Annotated in this window: 20 protein-coding genes; 1 reads left to right on the top strand and 19 read right to left on the bottom strand. The window is 54.6% G+C overall.

Annotated features, from left to right (window positions below):
• Positions 1-22 precede the first annotated feature (22 nt).
• From HYS22_01095 to ilvB, 8 genes are read right to left on the bottom strand one after another with little or no spacing between them, the layout of a single operon-like run.
• Complete coding sequence (locus HYS22_01095; GenBank protein ID MBI1908754.1) at positions 23-1,039, bottom strand: aspartate-semialdehyde dehydrogenase; 1,017 nt, start codon at positions 1,037-1,039, stop codon at positions 23-25.
• Positions 1,036-2,142: a 3-isopropylmalate dehydrogenase gene (gene leuB, locus HYS22_01090; GenBank protein MBI1908753.1), complete on the bottom strand. Its 1,107-nt coding sequence runs from the start codon at positions 2,140-2,142 to the stop codon at positions 1,036-1,038. The genes HYS22_01095 and leuB overlap by 4 nt, the downstream gene beginning before the upstream one ends.
• Positions 2,139-2,354: a hypothetical protein gene (locus tag HYS22_01085; protein ID MBI1908752.1), complete on the bottom strand. Its 216-nt coding sequence runs from the start codon at positions 2,352-2,354 to the stop codon at positions 2,139-2,141. The genes leuB and HYS22_01085 overlap by 4 nt, the downstream gene beginning before the upstream one ends.
• Complete coding sequence (locus HYS22_01080) at positions 2,354-3,898, bottom strand: 2-isopropylmalate synthase (protein ID MBI1908751.1); 1,545 nt, start codon at positions 3,896-3,898, stop codon at positions 2,354-2,356. The genes HYS22_01085 and HYS22_01080 overlap by 1 nt, the downstream gene beginning before the upstream one ends.
• Positions 3,882-4,682 carry a CDP-diacylglycerol--serine O-phosphatidyltransferase gene (pssA, locus tag HYS22_01075; GenBank protein MBI1908750.1) on the bottom strand — a complete coding sequence of 267 codons (801 nt, stop codon included), beginning with the start codon at positions 4,680-4,682 and terminating at the stop codon, positions 3,882-3,884. Before pssA ends, HYS22_01080 begins: the two co-directional genes overlap by 17 nt.
• Positions 4,679-5,308: a phosphatidylserine decarboxylase family protein gene (locus tag HYS22_01070; protein MBI1908749.1), complete on the bottom strand. Its 630-nt coding sequence runs from the start codon at positions 5,306-5,308 to the stop codon at positions 4,679-4,681. Before HYS22_01070 ends, pssA begins: the two co-directional genes overlap by 4 nt.
• 2 nt (positions 5,309-5,310) lie before the next feature.
• The gene (ilvN, locus tag HYS22_01065; protein ID MBI1908748.1) at positions 5,311-5,556 is read right to left on the bottom strand and encodes an acetolactate synthase small subunit; all 246 of its coding nucleotides are present in this window, start codon (positions 5,554-5,556) and stop codon (positions 5,311-5,313) included.
• Positions 5,557-5,560: 4 nt separating this feature from the next.
• A complete protein-coding gene (ilvB, locus tag HYS22_01060; protein ID MBI1908747.1) occupies positions 5,561-7,261 on the bottom strand; it encodes a biosynthetic-type acetolactate synthase large subunit in 1,701 nt (566 codons plus the stop codon).
• Between the two features lie 131 nt (positions 7,262-7,392).
• Between ilvB and HYS22_01055 the strand changes: the two genes are divergently transcribed.
• Entirely contained in the window at positions 7,393-8,859 is a 1,467-nt protein-coding gene (locus HYS22_01055) for a hypothetical protein (GenBank protein MBI1908746.1), read from the top strand.
• Between the two features lies 1 nt (position 8,860).
• Here the strand turns inward: HYS22_01055 and tsaB are convergent, their stop codons facing one another.
• The 11 genes from tsaB to sctU form a co-directional block, all read right to left on the bottom strand.
• Entirely contained in the window at positions 8,861-9,577 is a 717-nt protein-coding gene (gene tsaB / locus HYS22_01050) for a tRNA (adenosine(37)-N6)-threonylcarbamoyltransferase complex dimerization subunit type 1 TsaB (GenBank protein MBI1908745.1), read from the bottom strand.
• Entirely contained in the window at positions 9,577-10,938 is a 1,362-nt protein-coding gene (rseP, locus tag HYS22_01045) for an RIP metalloprotease RseP (GenBank protein MBI1908744.1), read from the bottom strand. Before rseP ends, tsaB begins: the two co-directional genes overlap by 1 nt.
• Positions 10,939-12,075, bottom strand: a complete 1,137-nt coding sequence (locus tag HYS22_01040) for a 1-deoxy-D-xylulose-5-phosphate reductoisomerase (GenBank protein MBI1908743.1) — start codon at positions 12,073-12,075, stop codon at positions 10,939-10,941.
• Positions 12,072-12,881, bottom strand: coding sequence for a phosphatidate cytidylyltransferase (locus tag HYS22_01035; GenBank protein ID MBI1908742.1), 810 nt, complete (start codon positions 12,879-12,881; stop codon positions 12,072-12,074). Before HYS22_01035 ends, HYS22_01040 begins: the two co-directional genes overlap by 4 nt.
• Complete coding sequence (locus HYS22_01030; GenBank protein ID MBI1908741.1) at positions 12,881-13,615, bottom strand: isoprenyl transferase; 735 nt, start codon at positions 13,613-13,615, stop codon at positions 12,881-12,883. The genes HYS22_01035 and HYS22_01030 overlap by 1 nt, the downstream gene beginning before the upstream one ends.
• Positions 13,615-14,169, bottom strand: coding sequence for a ribosome recycling factor (frr, locus tag HYS22_01025; protein MBI1908740.1), 555 nt, complete (start codon positions 14,167-14,169; stop codon positions 13,615-13,617). Before frr ends, HYS22_01030 begins: the two co-directional genes overlap by 1 nt.
• Before the next feature lie 6 nt (positions 14,170-14,175).
• On the bottom strand, positions 14,176-14,913 hold the full coding sequence (locus HYS22_01020) for a UMP kinase (GenBank protein MBI1908739.1): 738 nt from the start codon (positions 14,911-14,913) through the stop codon (positions 14,176-14,178).
• Positions 14,910-15,776 carry an elongation factor Ts gene (locus tag HYS22_01015; GenBank protein ID MBI1908738.1) on the bottom strand — a complete coding sequence of 289 codons (867 nt, stop codon included), beginning with the start codon at positions 15,774-15,776 and terminating at the stop codon, positions 14,910-14,912. The genes HYS22_01020 and HYS22_01015 overlap by 4 nt, the downstream gene beginning before the upstream one ends.
• Entirely contained in the window at positions 15,776-16,678 is a 903-nt protein-coding gene (gene rpsB / locus HYS22_01010; GenBank protein ID MBI1908737.1) for a 30S ribosomal protein S2, read from the bottom strand. The genes HYS22_01015 and rpsB overlap by 1 nt, the downstream gene beginning before the upstream one ends.
• A gap of 81 nt (positions 16,679-16,759) precedes the next feature.
• Complete coding sequence (locus tag HYS22_01005) at positions 16,760-17,641, bottom strand: hypothetical protein (protein MBI1908736.1); 882 nt, start codon at positions 17,639-17,641, stop codon at positions 16,760-16,762.
• Positions 17,642-17,707: 66 nt separating this feature from the next.
• Positions 17,708-18,802: a type III secretion system export apparatus subunit SctU gene (gene sctU, locus HYS22_01000; GenBank protein ID MBI1908735.1), complete on the bottom strand. Its 1,095-nt coding sequence runs from the start codon at positions 18,800-18,802 to the stop codon at positions 17,708-17,710.
• Between the last annotated feature and the right edge of the window lie 5 nt (positions 18,803-18,807).

Here is an 18,807-nt window from a genome sequence, read left to right as displayed (position 1 = left end):
ATTCTACCTATGTCCCACCAAATTACAAATATTTTTGAATGAGGATCTCGGCAATCTGGACCGCGTTGAGGGAGGCCCCTTTGCGGAGGTTGTCGGCAACCGCCCACAAGACAATCCCGTTTGGAACAGAATCGTCCTGACGGATCCGGCCGACATAGACAGCATCAGTCCCTGCCACCTGAGAGGGGAGCGGGTATTCCTTTTTGGACGGGTTGTCTTGCACAATAATCCCCGGCGACTCTTTCAGGAGACGACGCACCTCTTCGGCATTGATCTTTTTTTCTGTCTCGATCGCCACCGCCGCTGAATGACCACAAAAGACCGGGACGCGCACCGCCGTCACCGCAAGACCGAGATTCGGCAGTTCTAGCATCTTTCGAAGCTCCTCCATGATCTTCGACTCTTCCTTGGTGTAACCGTTGGGCAGGAACGAATCGATCTGGGGAATCACATTGAAGGCGAGCCGGTGCGGGAACGTCTTGATCACCACCTCTTCCTGATTAAACAGGGCACGGGTCTGCTCGGCCAACTCGTCCGTTCCCCCCTTGCCGGCACCGGAGGCCGATTGGTAGGTGGCAATCACCATCCTTTTGATTCCATACCGTTCATGGATCGGTTTGGCCGCGACTGCCACGGGAATCGCCGAACAGTTGGGACCGGCGATGATCCCTTGGTGACGCGCGATCGCATGGGCGTTCACCTCAGGGACAATGAGCGGGATCTTCGGATCGGCGCGGTAGGCGCTGGAACAATCAATGGCGATGGCCCCTTTTTTGACCGCCATCGGGACAAATTTTCGGGAGACCTCCGACGGCGTATCTCCCATCACGAGGTCCATCCCGATAAACTCCTTTTCCTCCGCCAGACGGACCTTGATCTGTTTTCCCTTCCATCCGATCTCCTGGCCAACCGACCGCTCCGAGGCCAAGAGGCGCAATTCCCCCACAGGGAATTTCCTTTGTCCCAGGATTTCGACCATCTCCCGGCCGACCACACCGGTTGCCCCGATAATCGCAATGTTGTATTTTTCCTTCTTCATCCCTTCTCCAGTTCCCGACGGATTAATTCTCCCATCGCCTGAGTCCCCACCTGTTTCTTTCCGTCCTCAAAAATATCCGCCGTTCGATACCCCTGATGGAGGACATTTTCAACCGCTTTTTCCACTTTTCCAGCCGCCTCTGAAAGGCCGAAAGAGTACTCCAGCATCATGGCGATCGAAAGGATAGTGGCCATCGGATTCGCGATCCCCTTGCCGGCAATATCCGGGGCCGATCCATGAATCGGTTCATACAGGCCGGAAGGGCGGCCGGCCTTGTTCCTGAATCCTCCAACGGAGGCTGAAGGCAACATCCCGATCGATCCGGTCAGCATGGAGGCCTCGTCCGACAGGATATCGCCGAACAGGTTCGTCGTCACGATGACATCAAACTGGCGGGGATTTCTGATGAGTTGCATGGCACAGTTATCGACATACAGATGGGAGAGTTCCACCTCGGGAAACTCCTTGTGAACCTCCGTCACCACCTCACGCCAGAGGATGGAAGACTCCAGAATGTTCGCCTTATCGACCGAGGTGACTTTTTTACGCCGCTTCAACGCCGCCTCAAAGGCACGGTAGGCGATTCTTTCCACCTCCTCCGTGCTATAAATTTCCGTATTGTACCCTTTTTTTGCTTCCTTGCCGCGAGGTTCACCAAAATAGATCCCACCGGTCAGTTCCCGAACAACGAGGATATCGGTCCCGAGAACGACATCTTCTTTGAGGGTCGAGGCCTTGACGAGCGGTGTATAAACCTTCACCGGGCGGAGATTGGCATAAAGCCCGAGGTAACTCCTCAGTTTCAGAAGCGCCTGTTCCGGTCTCTTGTCGTGGGGGAGATTGTCCCAGGCAGGTCCCCCGACCGCTCCCAACAAAACGGCATCGCTCTTTTTGGCCAGATCGAGGGTCTTTCCGGTAATCGGTACGCCGGTTGCCTCAATCGCGGCACCACCGACCAACGCCTCTTCAAAAACAAATTCCGGTAGGGGTCCGCCTGAGGCGGACCCCTTTAAAGACGCCACCTGTTTGAGCGTTGCCACCGCCTCCCCGACAACTTCGGGGCCAATGCCATCACCAGGGAGAATAAGAATGTTGTAGGTCATTTTAATTTAAAACAGTCGCAAAAATTCGACCTCTCCTTGTCCAAAACCCTCTCCGCCACCGGTTCATGGCATTCGTTGTAGGCGGAGGGGTCATAAAACTCGCAATTCCGGCAACAGTGAAGATCCGCATGACAACCAGGGCATGATTCTGAACGGCCAATCCGGTCACTGGACTCAATTTCCCGGCCGCAGGAAAAACAACTCCCCTTCATCAAACCCCCTGTTTGGGCCCTTTAGGTAATTTCTTAAACAACTCCAACCGGTTCAGGGCGTTCACATAGGCGAGGGCCGAGGCGATGACAATATCGGTATGCGATCCGGTCCCGCGGACCGTCCTCCCCCCTTCCTCCGTAATCGCCACCATGACTTCTCCTTGCGCATCCATCCCGCCGGTAATCGCGTTGATGCTAAACTTGGAGAGGGCCCCTTTAAAACCGGCCAGTTTCTGGATCGCCTTGAAAATCGCGTCCACCGGGCCTGAGCCAGTTTCACTGGCTTTTTTCTTCTTTCCCTCGATATGGAGAGTCACATAAGCCTTCGGTGTTTTTTTCGTGCCACTTTGAAAGATGACATCCTGCAGATGAAATTTCTCCGGTCCCTGAGAAAGGAGACCAGCCACCAACACCTCCAGGTCCTCATCAAAGACCTGCTTCTTTTTGTCCGCCAGTTCCTTGAACCGAACGAAAATTTTACCCAGATCCTCTTCGGAGGGTTTGTGTCCCATCTGTTCCAGCTGCTTGCGCAGGGCATGACGGCCGGAATGCTTGCCCAAAACATACTGGTGTCGGGTCAGACCAACCTGGGCCGGCGTCATGATCGAATAGGTCAGCTCCGATTTGAGCAGGCCGTCCTGGTGGATCCCCGACTCGTGGGCAAACGCATTCGCCCCGACGATCGCCTTGTTCGGCTGAACCCCCACGCCGGTGATGTGCGTCAGCAGACGACTGGAGGGAACGATCTGCTCCGTCACGATGCGGGTAACCAGACCGAGTTTTTCTTCGCGCACCTTGAAGGCCATCACAATCTCTTCCAACGAGGCGTTGCCCGCCCTCTCCCCAATACCGTTAATGGTGCACTCCACTTGACGCGCCCCCTGTTCCACGGCCACCAAAGAATTGGCGACAGCCAGCCCCAGATCGTTGTGACAATGGACACTGATGACCGCCTTGTGGATGTCGGGAACCTCTTTTTTGAGATGGGCGATCAGACGGGCGTATTCAGAAGGGATGGTGTAACCGACGGTGTCCGGAATATTCACGGTGGTCGCCCCGGCCGCAATCACCGCTTGAATCACTTGGGCCAAATAATCAGGGTCGCTCCGTGTCGCATCCTCCGCAGAAAACTCGACATCAGGCGTGTACTTCCTGGCATAGCGAACCGCCGCGACCGCCTCTTCCAAAACCTGTTCCCGGGATTTTCGCAGTTTGTATTGAAGGTGAATATCCGAGGTCGCAATAAAGGTATGAATCCGCGGCTGAACGGCTGACCGAACCGCCTCCCAGCAGACATCAATATCCTTCGCGTTCGCACGCGAAAGACCGGCAACCACCACCCCACCCTTTACCTTCTCGGCCACTCCTTTAACCGCTTCAAAATCGCCGCGCGAGGCGACCGGAAAACCGGCCTCAATGACATCAACATTCAACCGGGCGAGTTGTTCTGCCATTCTCACCTTTTCCGCCAGGTCCATCGAATACCCGGGGGATTGCTCCCCATCCCGGAGGGTGGTGTCAAAGATCTTAACCCGTTCCGTCATGTTTTTCCTCAAGCGACAGAACCTGAAAACGCCGGGCTTTTCCCTTCCGCCGTTGTTCTGCTTCCGCAACCTTTTTCCTCAGATTTAAAATTTCAAGGACAGGACCGGAGGAGGCAAAGACTATCCCCCCAAAAAAGATGACAATATCCGGCGCCAGTGCCACCAGCGTGAGCAGGGCCAGACCAAAGACCAGATAATAAAAGGACTGGCGGCTTCCCCAGTCGATATCCTTGAAACTCCGGTAACGAACCTTGCTGACCATCAGGAGGGCCAGAGTGATCGTGAGAAAAAGGGGAAACCAGCCTCTCACCTCCACCTCTCCATAGAGGAACTGGTAAAAAAGGACCAGCCCCACAAGGGTATAGGCGGCTGACGGGATCGGGAGTCCCTGAAAATATCTTTTTTCCATGGTGCCGGTCTGGACATTGAAGCGAGCGAGCCTAAGCGCCCCGCACGCCACAAAAAGAAAAGCGGCCAGCCAACCGACCCTCTTGAATTGATAGAGGCTCCAGGTATAGACCAACAACCCCGGCGCAAAACCGAAGGAGACCAGATCGACCAGGGAATCGTACTGGATTCCAAAGGCACTCTGAGTTTTTGTCAGCCGGGCAATCCGCCCGTCCAGAAAATCCAGGAGGCCAGCGACAAGGATCGCCCAGGTGGCGTGGAAAAAATCGCCGGAGAGTGATTTAACAACGGAATAGAAGCCGCAGAAGAGACTCGCGGTGGTACAAAGATTAGGCAAGAGGTAAACCCCTTTTTGCAACTGAGCTGGCCGTCTCATGGAACCCTCCCTAAAATAGTCTCCCCTCCCCTGACCCGGTCACCCACTTTCACGGTAACAGCAATCGAGAGGGGGAGATAAACATCCACACGCGAACCAAAACGGATGAGGCCGCAAAGGGCCCCTCTTTCCACAGGGTCCCCTTTTTTAAGATAACAAACGATCCTCCGGGCGATAAAACCGGCAATCTGGATAAAAAGAACCGATGCCGATTTTTCACCATCCACAATGATGGCGTTCTGTTCGTTTTCCAAGGATGACTTTTCATGAAAGGCCATCAGGTATTTCCCCGGGCTGTAATGGAGATCCCTGACCCTGCCGGCAAGGGGTGACCGATTAACATGAACATTCAGCGGGGACATGAAGATGCTGATCTTTCTCCTCCGCTCCTGGAGGTACCTTGTCTCGTCCACCTCTGCCACCGCCAGGATTTTGCCATCAGCCGGTGAGACAATCAGTCCCGGCTCCTGAGGGATAACCCTTGCCGGGTTTCGAAAGAAAAAAAGGGCAAAAAGGGTGGGTGCGAGAAAAACGAGGCCCAAACCCCAATGGATCAGTCCAAAGGAAAAAATCGTGAGCAAGGCTCCCCCACCAATAAAGGGGAATCCTTCCTTGGCAATAGTCATTTTCAAACTCCCCCTTCTTTCAGACTCTCGACCTTGATGACGTTAATGAGCTTATTTAATTGTTTCAGGATCTGCTCGATCACCGAATCAGTCCCGTGGGTAACGATCGTCATCTGGGAGAGCGTCGGGTCAGCGGTCGGTGCCACTGAGAGGCTGTCAATATTATACCCCTTTGCCGCAAAAAGATTCGCAATTCGGGCCAGGACGCCGAATTCATTTTCAACAAGGATGGAAATCGTGTGTTTCATTTTTCTACGCCAACAACATCTCATCGAGTCCCTTCCCGGCCGGGACCATCGGGAGGACGTTCTCCTCTTGAATCACCTGAAAATCAATCAACACAGGACCTTTTACCTTGAGCGATTCCTTCAGGATCGGCTCCACCTCGGAGGGCTTGTTGGTGGCAAAACCGACGGCGCCGTAGGCCTCGGCCAGTTTGACAAAATCAGGCAGTATTGTCATTTCTGACTCCGAATACCGCCGCTCATAAAAAAACTGTTGCCACTGGCGGACCATCCCCAAACAACGATTGTTGATGATCGCCGTCTTGACAGGGAGTTTGTACTGGACCGCTGTCGCCATCTCCTGGATGTTCATCTGGATACTGCCATCGCCGGAGATGCAGAAAACCGTCTCTTTGGGGTGGGCCAGCTGAGCGCCGATCGCCGCTGGAAAGCCGTACCCCATCGTCCCCAACCCTCCCGACGTGCACCAATGGCGTGGCTTGTTAAATTGAAAAATCTGGGCCGCCCACATCTGGTGCTGGCCGACATCGGTCGTGATAATCGCCTCCCCCTCCGTCACATCATAGATCTTCTGGATGACATACTGAGGTCGGAGGAGTTTGCTGAAATCCTGGTCATAATAGATCGGGTGTTTTTCCTTCCACTCCCGGATCTGGTCATGCCATGGTTTGATCATTTCACGATATTTTTTGGCCCTCGCCGGATCCTTGTCGACCAAGTCGTTCAATCGGCCCAAGACCTCTTTGGCATCACCGATCAAGGGGAGATCGACATTCACGTTTTTACCGATGGAGGTGGCATCGATGTCGAGGTGGATTTTTTTGGATTTGACGGAAAACTTTTTGACGTCACCGGTCACCCGGTCATCAAACCGGGGGCCAAGGGCGACCAAAAGGTCCGCGGAGTTTAACGCCATATTGGCCCAGTAACCGCCATGCATCCCGATCATCCCGAGGGACTGTGAATGATTCCCGGGAAAACCGCCCAAACCCATCAGGGTAATCCCGACCGGCAAACCCAATTTTTCGGCAAACTGGCGGACCCCGTCACCCGCACCGGCCGCCACGACTCCTCCCCCCATATAAAGGACCGGCTTTCGGGAGGCATAGATCAGTTCGAGCGCCTTCTCCAGATTCTCCGGTTTCGGGGGGACCGGCGGTTTGTAGCCGCGCAGTTCCACCTTCCTCGTCCCCTGATACTCTCCCGTGGCGGTCGTCACATCCTTGGGGATATCCACCAATACCGGTCCCGGCCGGCCGGTCGTCGCAATATAAAACGCCTGCCTCAAGATCCTTTCCAGGTCGTTCACCTCTTTCACCAGATAATTGTGCTTGGTGCAGGGACGGGTGATCCCGACAATATCCGCCTCCTGAAAGGCGTCATTCCCGATCAGATGGACCGGGACCTGACCGGTGATACAAACCATCGGGATCGAATCCATCATCGCGGTCGCAAGGCCGGTCACCGTATTGGTCGCCCCTGGTCCTGAGGTTACTAAAACCACCCCCGGCTTGCCGGTCACCCGGGCGTAACCATCCGCCATATGGGTCGCCCCCTGTTCGTGGCGGACAAGGATGTGTTTCAATTTTTTCTGTTGGTACAGTTCGTCGTAAAGGTAGAGGACAACCCCGCCCGGATAGCCAAAGAGGTACTCGACCCCAAGGTCTTCCATCGTTTTGATAAAAATCTGGGCCCCGGTCATTTTCATTGGAGCCTTTGAGGCTGAGGGAAATGGCACGATTTGTCAAGCGGTTCGACCAGGATACGGTTTTTCAAAAATCGTGTTGATCTTCTCTCCGAACCGTGAGATATTGGCCCGATCAAAAGGGGGATAATCTTATGAAGAAACAGCTCACCGCAGGAAAGTTGTTTGTTTTTGGCCTGATGGCCCTTCTCACGACACAGTTCAGCAGTTGCGGTGGAGGGGGGAGTAGCAGTAGCGGCGGCCTGGGAGACGCCACATCGGTTGAAGGGACCGTCTATGCCGCCAACGGGACTGACCCGATCTCCGGGGCGGTCGTTTATATCCCGACGGAGGACTCCTCGGAGAGTTCCAGTCTGAGCGCCATCGTCAGCAAGTCTGCCAGCGCCACCTGCGAGGAGCCGTCGGAAACCTCCTGCGGCTCGGTCTGTACCGACGAGAACGGTAAATTCACGCTGACCCCCGGGGACCCCTCGACCTGCGGTTCTACAAAGCTCAAATTCAAGAAGGGGACTTTTACAGGCGAGCAGACCCTGGATTGCGCCAGTAACACGACCAGCGGGGTTTGTACACTCGCTGATAAATTCAAAGTCGCAACGGACAAGAACCTCGCCATCGCCGTCGTGACCGGCGCCTACGATGAGATCGAAAACACCCTGGCCAAGCTGGGCCTCGGAGAGCTTGAGACATCGACAGGGGTTCTCAAGATCGGGACGGAGAAGTTCACCATCTTCCGCGGTGGTGGAAGCCGGGATTATAGCGGTTACACGGATACGACAAAATACAAGGCCAGCTCCGCCCTCTTCGGGAGCCTGACGGAGATGAAAAAATACGACATTATCTTCATCAACTGCGGTTCTAATGAAGATGTTTCCCCTTCTTCCTCCGAATCACCGGCGCTGACCGCCAAGGGTGATTCACCCAAGCTCTCCCATGCGGAATATCATAAATACCTCAAAACCAAACTGATGAACAGCTCCGTCGTCAGTAACATCAAGGATTACGTCAATGCCGGCGGGAAGATGTATGCCACCGACCTGGCCTACGACTTCGTTGAGCAGACCTTCCCCGGCTTTATGGACTTTCAGGATGGCGGTGACGGCAGTTCAACGACGGCCGAAACAGAGGATGCCGCTCAGGACGGGACCTCCGGCATCAAGTCGGACGCCACCCTCAACAACGCCGCGATGAAATCCTGGGTCTCCGGTTCGTCCATCAAGACCAACACGATCAACAGCACGACATCACCCAACTCAAGCGCCTGCACAACAACGGCCAACGGAAATTCCGGGAGTCAAAATCTCAACAGTGACGGAACGATCCGGATCGGCGACTTCCTCTCCGGGTGGGGGGTGATGAAGGCGGCGTATGATGCCGATACCTTTGTCTGGATCACCGGAAAGGTGAAGTTTTCCGGCGCCACCGACACCACCAACGGGGACAGTCGTCCCCTGACCGCCAGCCGCAAGGTTGGTTCCAGCGGCGGGTGTCTCCTCTACAGTTCTTACCACAACTCCCACAGTTGCCCAACAACCGGCTTCTGGCCGCAGGAAAGGGTCTTGCACTACCTTGTCTTTGAGGTCTCGAGTAGTTGTACGCCTTAAGTCAAACGCCAGGTCTCAAGTATCTCGGTTTTAATTCATGCAGGGGCGGTAGATCCACCGCCCCTGTTTTTTTTGCCAAAAAGGCGACATTAGTAGCATGGATCTGGTGATCGTTGACGGGCGCGATGAATCGCGCCCCTACAATTTTTTGAATTAAATCCTGATATTTCACAGCGCCATCGCCGATGAATTGTAGGGGTCGTTCGCGAACGACCCCTACAAGATATTTCAACCATTTCTCCGGTGGGGTCGCCTGTTCCGGTTCAATCTGTTGTAGGGGCGCGGTCACCGCGCCCGGGCGGGGAAACCCCGCCCCTACATTATAGACCGCCGTATACACTTCACCGCGATAGGCATCGAGCATCGGAACGATATGTAGGGGCGCAATTAATTGCGCCCCTACAGCATTCATCGCCAATGCTTCCAGTGACGAAACACCGACCAGCGGTTTTCCGGTCGCAAATGCCAACCCTTTCATCAACGCCACCCCGACGCGCAGGCCGGTAAAGGAACCAGGGCCGATATCAACGGCGAATAGGTCGATCGATGACAACCGATCACCGACAATCTCCATCACGGCAGGCAACAATTTCTCGGAGTGTTGGAGAGAGGCATCCAGGGTTTTTTCAACGTGTAAGGGCGCACCGCCCTGCGCCCCTACGTCGACAAGGGCAACACTGCCGGTCAGGGTAGCGGACTCCAGGGCCAGGATTTTCATTAGAAAATCCCGCGGACCTTCTCGAATAAACTCTTCAGACCCCAGACCGCATCAATATCATTGAAGGTGACGAAAAACATCAGAAGGAGCAGAAGCCCCATCCCGGTCTGGTCGGCAATGGAACGAACCCGCATCGAGACCGGCCGGCGACGGACCTTCTCCAGAAAGAGGTACAAGACATGCCCGCCGTCCAAAACCGGGATCGGCAGGATATTCAACACCGCCAGCTGAAGGCTTAAGAAAGCGATAAAATAGAGGAAATAGGCAACCCCTGATTCCGCCGCCATCGCCGCCCCCTGGGCTATCCGGATCGGTCCCCCCAGCGCCTTGTAAGAAAGTTTGAGCGAGACAAGCCGGTAGAGGACGCCAAAGGTCAGTTTGGTCAGCTTCCAGTTCTCCTCCATCCCCTTCACGACCGCCTGACCCATCGGGTACTTCTTGAGAACCATCGTTTCGCTGGAAGCCGAGGCCTCCTTCCTGACCCCCATCAGCCACTTCCTGGAGGCTTGATCCTGAAAAGGGGTGAGTGAAAGGTCCTTCGGACCTTCTGACCGTCCCACCACAACTGCCAACGGCCTTCCTTCCGAGGCGGAGACAATCTGGGACATCTCCGTCCAGGTCATCACCGACTTTCCATTAATCGAAAGGACACGATCCCCCTTTCGGAATCCGGCCTCTGCCGCCGGAGAATCAGGACTGACCTCATCCACCACCGGGTCATTCCCGACAAACTGACCGGGCTCCACCCCCAGGAAGCCACTTCTGTTGGAGGGGTGTGATTCAATAACAATTTTTTTCTGCACGGTCCCGCCGGCACGTTGAATATCAACAACAACCTCCTCTTCGGGATGCAAAAGGATGTAATCCAGCAGATCACGCCACCGGGAATAACCCCTGCCGTTGACTCGGAGAAACTCGTCCCCTTTTTGAAGACCAGCCTTGGCCGCAGCGGAGTCGGCCAAAACCCCGAGCACTACCGGTTTTTGGTCCAGGTAGATCGGCTCCATCTTGCCGATCATGAAAACCAGCGGCATGAAGAAGAGGGCCAGGAGGAGATTCATAAACGGCCCGGCGACAACCACCCGAAGCCTTTGGGCAATCGATTTCTGGCTGTAGGAATCGGCCGCCGACGCCTCCGGGGAGTCCGGGTCCTCTCCGGTCAGCTTGACATAACCACCGAGGGGTAAGAGAGACAATAGGTACTCCGTCTCCCCTTTTCGAAAACTGATGAGTTTCGGTCCGAAGCCCAGGGAAAATTTTTCAACACGGATCCCCGACAACTTGGCCACGAGGAAATGACCAAACTCGTGGATAAAAACAAGGAGCCCGAGGGAAATGATAAAATAGACAATAGTCATCATTTAAGAAGCCGCCTTTCTGGCCCAGCGATCCGCCTCCAGGACATCATCGAGAGTCCTGACGGGGGATACCGAGTGACGGGAGAGGGTTTTTTCAATGAGGTCCGCAATATCTAAGAAACCGATCTCTTTCTTCAAAAACTTTTCCACGGCAATTTCATTGGCGGCATTAAGGACCGCCGGCAACGAGCCTCCCGTCTTGGCCGCCTGATAGGCGAGATCCAGGCAACGAAACCGGACGGGGTCCGGTTTGTAAAAAGACAAATTCTCAAGGGCCAAAAGATCGAGAGAGGCGACGCCGGTCTCGATCCGTTCCGGGTAAGACAAGGCATAGCCGATCGCGCACCGCATATCCGGCACCCCCATCTGCGCCATCACAGAACCATCCCGGTATTCCACCATGGAGTGAACGATGCTTTGCGGGTGGATATGAATCGCCACCTTTTCCGGCGGCAGGTCAAAGAGCCAGGAGGCCTCAATCACCTCCAACCCCTTGTTCATCAAAGTGGCGCTGTCGATCGTTACCTTCGCCCCCATGTTCCAGTTGGGGTGTTTCAGCGCCTCTTCCACGGTCACGGAGGCAAGCTCCGATCGGCTCTTCTTCAGGAACGGACCCCCGGAGGCGGTCAGGATGATCCTCTTCACGTCTCCCTTGTTATTACCAACCATCGATTGGAAAATGGCGCTGTGCTCACTGTCGACAGGGAAAATCGGAACCTTTTTTTGCCGTGCGATCGAGGTCATTACCTCACCGGCAATGACCAAACTCTCCTTGTTGGCCAAGGCCACAGGACGTCCCTTCTTCAAAGCCTCATAAGTCGGCAGAAGACCGGCGGCCCCGACGATTGCAGAAAGGACCAGATCGACCCCTTCCATCGAGGCGACCTGACAGGCCCCCTTCTGACCAAAAAGAATCTCTACCCCTTTTGTTTCTTTTTGCAGGGACAAGGCCTCTTTCTCTCCGGCAACAGAAACAAGGCGGGGATGAAAGAGATGAATCTGCTTTTTCAAAAGGCCTAAATTCTTGCCGGCCACAAGCCCAGCCACTTTAAACCGGTCCGGATGGCGCGCCACAAAATCGAGCGCCTGCGTGCCGATAGAGCCGGTACTGCCGAGAATGACGAGACGTTTAGAGGTCATTTTAATATAAGAGCCAGAGTGTAGACAAATGGGGCGTTAAAAATCAAGGCGTCAATCCGGTCTAATACCCCGCCATGCCCGGGGATCAGACTGCCGGAATCTTTGACCTGGTAACTTCGTTTGATGAGAGACTCTGCCAGATCACCGGCCGGCCCCAAAAATCCGATGATCAACGCAAGAAGGATTGTCTGTTGAAACGAAATCGGTTCGTGAAACAGGCCTCTCAAGATAAAGAGCCCCGCGGCCGTCCCCAGGAGACCACCGATAAAACCCTCAACGGTCTTGCCGGGGCTGACTCGCGGCGACAATTTATGGCGGCCGATCCCCTTTCCGACAAAAAAAGCACAACTGTCATTCATCCAGGTCCCGACCAGTAGCGCAAGAACCCAAAAAATCCCCATCGGGAGTTCTCGAAGCAAGCCAATGTAGAGCGTAAAACCGGTCACATAAAACGTCCCCAACAGGTAGAGGGCCACCTGGTGGGTACTCTCGGCCAACGGTTCTGAGGGGGATTGGGCCTCGAGAAGGGTGTAGGCAAAGGAGCTGACAATCACCAACGCCACCGGGACCATGAAAAACAGTTCCCCACGGGCTGAAAAAAGAACGGTGAGACCGTAAAAGGCCCCCAAGACCAGTCCAAAAAACCTCTTGCTGCGTACGGCAAAAGTCATTGTATAAAATTCGTTCAGGGCGAAAAGAGAAGAGAGGCCAACCAAAACCTTGAAGAGAACCGGTTCAGGATAGAAAAGGGTGGCCAGCAGAACCGGCGCCCCGATCACAAAACTCACAATCCTTTTGAAAAGCATCAGGCCTCTCCCACCTGCTCGGAGGTCTTGCCGAACCGCCTTTCTCTCGTCTGGTAGACCTCAAGGATCCGTCGGAGTTCTTCACGGTTAAAATCAGGCCATAAAACATCCGAAAAATAGAGTTCCGTGTAAGCGGTCTGCCAGAGCAGGAAATTGCTGATCCTCTTTTCCCCGCTCGTTCGGATCAGAAGATCCGGATCAGGCATCTCCCGTGTATCCAGATAAGAGGCAAACCGTTCCTGCGAGATAAAATCGTCCTTGAACCTCCCCGAACCTTTCTCCTTGATCAGGGCATTCACCGCCCGGATAATTTCATCCCGGGCACTGTAAGAAAGGGCCAGGGTCAAAACCATCTTGTTCAGCGACGCCGTCGCTTCTTTGGTGATCGAGATTTCTCTCCGGATAAAATCGGGGAGACGGGCGATGTCGCCGATCGTCTCAAACCGGATTTCATTTTTGATCATCTTTTCGCGCTTGCCGATAAGAAACTCTTTCAGAAGTTCCATCAGGGCCTCGATCTCATCCCTCGGCCGGCCCCAGTTTTCCATCGAAAAAGAATAAAGGGTCAAATACCGGACCCCCAGTTCGCGGCAGTCGGTGACAATCTCGTCAACGGCATTGACCCCGCGCCGGTGGCCTTCAATCCGGGGAAGGTCCCGCCTCTTGGCCCAACGGCCGTTCCCATCCATGATAATCGCGATATGTTGGGGGAGTTTTTTGAAATCGAGGTCCATCAGACCTCCATGATCTCTTTTTCCTTGTGGGCAACGGTCTGATCGACCCTGGCAATGAACTCATCCGTCATCTTCTGAACCTCGGTCTCCCCCTTACGAAGGTCGTCTTCGGAGATAATCCCCTCCTTCTGATTCTTCTTGAGCGTTTCGTTCGCCTCACGACGGAGGTTACGGAGACTGACCCGGGATTCCTCAGCCCCCTTCTTGACCAGCTTGACCAGGTCCTTCCGTCTTTCTTCAGTCAGGGTCGGGATCGGGAGGCGGATCAGTTTGCCATCGTTGGCCGGCTGGAGACCGAGGCCGGACTTCATGATCGCCTTCTCAATCTCCTGGATCAACCCCTTGTCCCATGGGGAAATGGTAATCAGCCGACTCTCCGGCACGGAAAGGGTCGCCACCTGATTTAAAGGCATCGCACTTCCATAACACTCCACCCGGATTTCGTCTAAAATCGCCACACTGGCACGGCCGGTACGTAGCTTCCCCATCTCCACCTGGAGCGACTCCAGACTTTTGGCCATTTTGACCTTAAGGTCGGACAGGATTTTAGTCACCTTGGTTCACCTCACTTGGGTCCCGATTTTTTCTCCCAAAACAACCCTTTTGATATTGCCCCGCTGAAAGAGATCAAAAACAATGATCGGCAGGCTGTTATCCATGCAGAGGGAGATCGCCGTCGCATCCATCACCCCCAGCTTTTTTTGAAGGACATCAATGTAGGGAAGCTCCTTGAACCTCGTGGCCCCTTTTTCTTTCATCGGATCGGCGCTGTAGACCCCGTCCACCTTGGTCCCTTTCAGGATGACATCGGCGTGGATTTCCATGGCACGCAGGGCCGCGGCGGTATCGGTGGAAAAATAGGGATTACCGGTCCCCCCACCAAAAATGACAACCCTTCCCTTTTCCAGGTGTCGAATCGCCCGACGACGGATATACGGCTCCGCCAGTTGTTCCATTTGGATCGCTGTCAACACACGCGTGAAAATCTTTTCCTTCTCAAGGGCGCTCTGGAGAATAAGGGCATTGATGACGGTAGCCAACATTCCGATATAGTCGGCCGTCGCCCGGTCGATCCAGGTCTCCCTGGAACCCCTGAAGATATTGCCGCCGCCGATCACCAGGGCCACTTCGACCCCAAGATCGTGGACTTCCCGGATCTCTTCGGCAACACCGGCAATCACGTCCGGCTCAATGCCGAAACAGGCCTTCTTCACAAAAGCCTCGCCCGAGAGCTTGAGCAAGATCCTCTTAAACTTGGGTGAACCACCCTTGGGTGACTCACCCTTGGGTTTTGTCATGCCGATTCCCCCACCTGGTAACGGACAAATTCCAGAATCTTGAGACTGGGGTCCACCTTTTTCAGGGTCTCCCGAACCGTCCCCTTCCCGGTCATATCCCGGATGAAGACCTGATCTAAGAGACAGATCTCACTCAAAAACCGGGCGTACTTCCCTGCCACAATTTTCTCAGCAATAGCCTCTGGTTTAGAGACCAGTTCCGGGGATTCCTTCAACCGTCCCCTCTCCTGCTCAGCCACCGCCGCCGGAACCTGCTCACCGGAGAGGTAGAGCGGGTGCATCGCTGCCACATGCATGGAGATATCCTTAAGGATACCGGCCATTTTGGAAGGCTCTCCTGCCATCCGGACCATCACACCGATCTTGTTCCCGGGGTGGACATAGACCCCCACCTTCTCCTTGCCACCATTCGCGCGAAAGAGCTGATAACGACGGATAGAGATATTTTCACCAAGGCGGGCGACAAGCTCGGTCAAGAGATCGGCAATTTTTTTGGAACCGGGCTCCCCGGAACCAAGTTTTTCCTCTTTCAAAGCCTCCAATGTGGCCGGCTGCCCCTTGAACGCCTGTTCCGCCAACACGAAACAAAAGTTTTTAAAATCATCCGTCCGGGCGACAAAGTCGGTCTCGCAATTCACCTCAACCAGCGCCGCGACAGCCCCATCCGGTGAGTGGGCCTCCATCACCAGTCCTTCCTTGGTAATGCGGGTCGCCTTCTTGGCCGCCTTGAGAATCCCTTCCCGGCGCAGGAAATCGATCGCCTTGTCGATATCGCCTGCCGACTCCCCCAGCGCCTTCTTGCAATCCATCAGGCCGGCGCCGGTCCTCTCTCGCAACTCCCTGATCAATCCGGGGGTCACCATTACTTAACCTCCCCCGTGGGTGACACACCATTGTGTGACTCACCCTTGGGTGAATCACCCTCGGGTGAAGCACCCTCTGAGCTAAAGGTCCCCTTGGCCTCTTCTTCATACTCATCCGGTTTGGAAACGTAGGCAACGCCGCGCCCGCCGATGACTGTCTCCTTTTTGCCCGCCTTGTCTTCCATTTCCTGGGTTATCTTTGAACGTAAAACCTGGTCCCGCTGTTCGTGACCTTCCTGACAGGCCTCCGCAACCCTTTCCACAAAGTAGCGGATCGCCTTGAGCGCATCGTCATTGGCCGGGATCAGGTAATCGATCCCGTCAGGGTCACAATTGGTATCCGCCAACGCCACGACAGGGATGTTCAGTCTTTTGGCCTCCATCAGCGCGATATGTTCCTTCTTCGGATCTACCACAAAGAGGCAGGACGGGACCTTGTTCATCTCCTTGATCCCCCCCAGCGCCTTGGTCAGCTTGATAATCTCCCTTTCGATCCAGAGTTTTTCCTTTTTCGTCAGCCCTTCCAGTTTCCCTTCGTCCCGCTTCTTCTCCATCTCCTTCAGGCGGTCGATGGAACTCTTGATCGTCTTGAAGTTCGTCAGGGTCCCACCGAGCCAGCGGTTGTTGACATAAAAGGCACCGCACCTTTTGGCGCCGGCCTCAACGATCTCCTGGGCCTGTTTCTTGGTGCCGACAAAGAGGATCTCCCCCCCGTGGGCCACCGTGCGGCTGATGAATTGGCAGGCCTCGTGGGCCATCGGCACCGTTTTTTGCAGGTCAATGATATGGATCCCACCGCGAACACCGAAGATGTACGGTTTCATCTTCGGATTCCATCGCCCCTTCTGATGCCCGAAGTGGGCGCCCGCTTCCAGCATCTGCTTCATTGGTCCTTCGACCATAAAAATGCCTCCTTAACTATCTGAATTTAAACCACTTAAAACTGGGCGGGTTTAGCAGACAGGCCCTGCAAATGCAAGCGGTTATTTGGGGAGTTTGGGGGAGATATTGGCCACCCGGATCATCAGATCGGTAATCTTGGTCGTCAGCCTCCGGGTATCCTCTATCCCATCCGCATCCAGATCGATGGGGGTTGTAATACGATTCTTCTTTTTGAAATCGGACAACGCCTTAAGGGCTTCCAGAAGGTCTACCGCTTCCCTCCTAAAATCATCTTTTTCCTCTGGCGTAACCTCATTCGGGACCATCATCGCCGGCCTCGCTGATAAACGATCAAGCCTCTCCATCCACTGATTCTGGAGGTAGCTCAATCCCTCGATAAAATCCTTTTGAACCCGAAGCGCCTCATACCGGGCGAGGACTTGATCCTGTTGATCGATGAGAGGCTGATCATCCGGATTGTCGGCACTCAATTGAAGAATCTCGGCATCTTCCAACCAGGTTTTCAACAGGCGCGTGGTAGCGTAGAAATCACTGGTTTTGTAGGCCCGGATATCGGTAAGGGTTGGGAGGTGTTCAAATTGACGGGGCAAAGACTCCCGGGTAATCGAGATTGTTTGCCCATTCGGCCCCCTCGACGGATCCCGAACCGCGGGGCGCCACTCCCAGGGGTCCAGATTTTGCATGCTTACCATCCTCTCCCCTCCCTGTACAAATCGCGCAACCAGAGAAGGGATCTCCCCTCTTAAGACCTCAATCGACGGCCCCTCTACTTCCTCGATACCGGTCGGACCGCCGTCCTTACGATCAGCCGCTTTTGGGCGAATCATTCTTTCAAAATAGGTCTTGCAGATCACATAACGGGGATCAGGGGAGTTGGTATAGTGATCCAGATCTACGCGGTTAAAACTCGAAGGGGCCCCCTCTTCCGTCATCGATTCCCCATCCCGCGGGGTACCGGCCACCACTCCATCCCCTATAAACCTCGCGCCTTGTACCAGTCCGGATGACATGATGAGGTCTATTATGACTTAATTTTGGGTCCTGGGCAATGGGTTCTTTTCCCGCATCTGGTAGACAAACGTCAGGATCTCGGCCACTGCCTGATAGAGATTTTCTGGGATTTCGTCCCCAATTTCCAGTTCGATGAGCGACCAGGCAAGCGGGATGTTTTGCATGACCGGCACGTTGAATTCTTTGGCCAGTTCCCGGATATATTCGGCAAAGAGCCGCTGTCCTTTGGCCACAATCTGGGGAGCCGCCATCTCCTGGCCGTCGTACTTAATCACCACCGCCAGATGGGTCGGGTTGGTCACCACCACATCGGCCGTCTTGACCGCTTGGCGCGTATCCCCCATCGCCATCTCCATATGGATCTGTTTACGGGCGCTCTTGATCAGCGGATCCCCTTCGTCTTCCTTGTATTCCCGCTTGACCTCTTCCTTCGTCATCTTGAGCTGTTTCATGAAATCCCGCCGCTGAATATACATATCCATGATCGCCAGGATCAAGAACAGGATGAAGACCCGGATCAGAAAACGGGTCACCAAAACGGAACCGACCTGGATCGATTGCTCGAGCGGAAGGGTCACCGTCATCAGAAAATCACTTAAAATCCCCTTGATCAACCAGTAGGCAATAAAGAAGATGAAACTGATCTTAAGGATGTTTTTCACCAGCTCCACAAAGGTCTTCATCTTGAACATGTTCTTCAGCCCTTCAACGGCGTTCAGTTTGTTGATGTCCGGTTTCAGGGGCTCCATCGCAAAAACAGGCCCGACCTGGAGATACCCGACCACGAGGCCTCCCAGGACCGCCGCCGCCACAACGGGGGCTGAGACAGTGATCAGGACAACAAAAGAGGCCTCGGCCAGTTTGAAGAGTGTCTCTATCGGGATCTCTGGCCGGGCGATCGCCTCAAAGGTCATTCTCATGATTCTTTTGATTTCAGAGGAGAGGAAGGAAACGGAAAACCCGAAGGCCATAAAAGAAAGAATCATCACCGCCAAGGTGGTCAAGTCACGGCTTTGCCAGACTTGTCCCTTCTTGCGGGCGTCCCGGAGCCGTTTTGGCGTCGCCTCTTCGGTCTTTTCCTGACTCCCCTTGTCACTGCCACCCTGGGCCATATAAG

It is taken from the genome of Deltaproteobacteria bacterium (assembly GCA_016177765.1).
Lineage (GTDB): Bacteria > UBA10199 > UBA10199 > JACPAL01 > JACOUP01 > JACOUP01.
Note: the sequence above shows the minus strand (reverse complement) of the source record. Positions and strands in the feature narration are given on the sequence as shown.

Bases quoted from the DNA above. Each gene is read 5' to 3' on its own strand.
- HYS22_01095 (MBI1908754.1), bottom strand. From the start codon at position 1,039: ATGAAGAAGGAAAAATACAACATTGCGATTATCGGGGCAACCGGTGTG.
- leuB (MBI1908753.1), bottom strand. From the start codon at position 2,142: ATGACCTACAACATTCTTATTCTCCCTGGTGATGGCATTGGCCCCGAA.
- HYS22_01085 (MBI1908752.1), bottom strand. From the start codon at position 2,354: ATGAAGGGGAGTTGTTTTTCCTGCGGCCGGGAAATTGAGTCCAGTGAC.
- HYS22_01080 (MBI1908751.1), bottom strand. From the start codon at position 3,898: ATGACGGAACGGGTTAAGATCTTTGACACCACCCTCCGGGATGGGGAG.
- pssA (MBI1908750.1), bottom strand. From the start codon at position 4,682: ATGAGACGGCCAGCTCAGTTGCAAAAAGGGGTTTACCTCTTGCCTAAT.
- HYS22_01070 (MBI1908749.1), bottom strand. From the start codon at position 5,308: ATGACTATTGCCAAGGAAGGATTCCCCTTTATTGGTGGGGGAGCCTTG.
- ilvN (MBI1908748.1), bottom strand. From the start codon at position 5,556: ATGAAACACACGATTTCCATCCTTGTTGAAAATGAATTCGGCGTCCTG.
- ilvB (MBI1908747.1), bottom strand. From the start codon at position 7,261: ATGAAAATGACCGGGGCCCAGATTTTTATCAAAACGATGGAAGACCTT.
- HYS22_01055 (MBI1908746.1), top strand. From the start codon at position 7,393: ATGAAGAAACAGCTCACCGCAGGAAAGTTGTTTGTTTTTGGCCTGATG.
- tsaB (MBI1908745.1), bottom strand. From the start codon at position 9,577: ATGAAAATCCTGGCCCTGGAGTCCGCTACCCTGACCGGCAGTGTTGCC.
- rseP (MBI1908744.1), bottom strand. From the start codon at position 10,938: ATGATGACTATTGTCTATTTTATCATTTCCCTCGGGCTCCTTGTTTTT.
- HYS22_01040 (MBI1908743.1), bottom strand. From the start codon at position 12,075: ATGACCTCTAAACGTCTCGTCATTCTCGGCAGTACCGGCTCTATCGGC.
- HYS22_01035 (MBI1908742.1), bottom strand. From the start codon at position 12,881: ATGCTTTTCAAAAGGATTGTGAGTTTTGTGATCGGGGCGCCGGTTCTG.
- HYS22_01030 (MBI1908741.1), bottom strand. From the start codon at position 13,615: ATGGACCTCGATTTCAAAAAACTCCCCCAACATATCGCGATTATCATG.
- HYS22_01020 (MBI1908739.1), bottom strand. From the start codon at position 14,913: ATGACAAAACCCAAGGGTGAGTCACCCAAGGGTGGTTCACCCAAGTTT.
- HYS22_01015 (MBI1908738.1), bottom strand. From the start codon at position 15,776: ATGGTGACCCCCGGATTGATCAGGGAGTTGCGAGAGAGGACCGGCGCC.
- rpsB (MBI1908737.1), bottom strand. From the start codon at position 16,678: ATGGTCGAAGGACCAATGAAGCAGATGCTGGAAGCGGGCGCCCACTTC.
- sctU (MBI1908735.1), bottom strand. From the start codon at position 18,802: ATGGCCCAGGGTGGCAGTGACAAGGGGAGTCAGGAAAAGACCGAAGAG.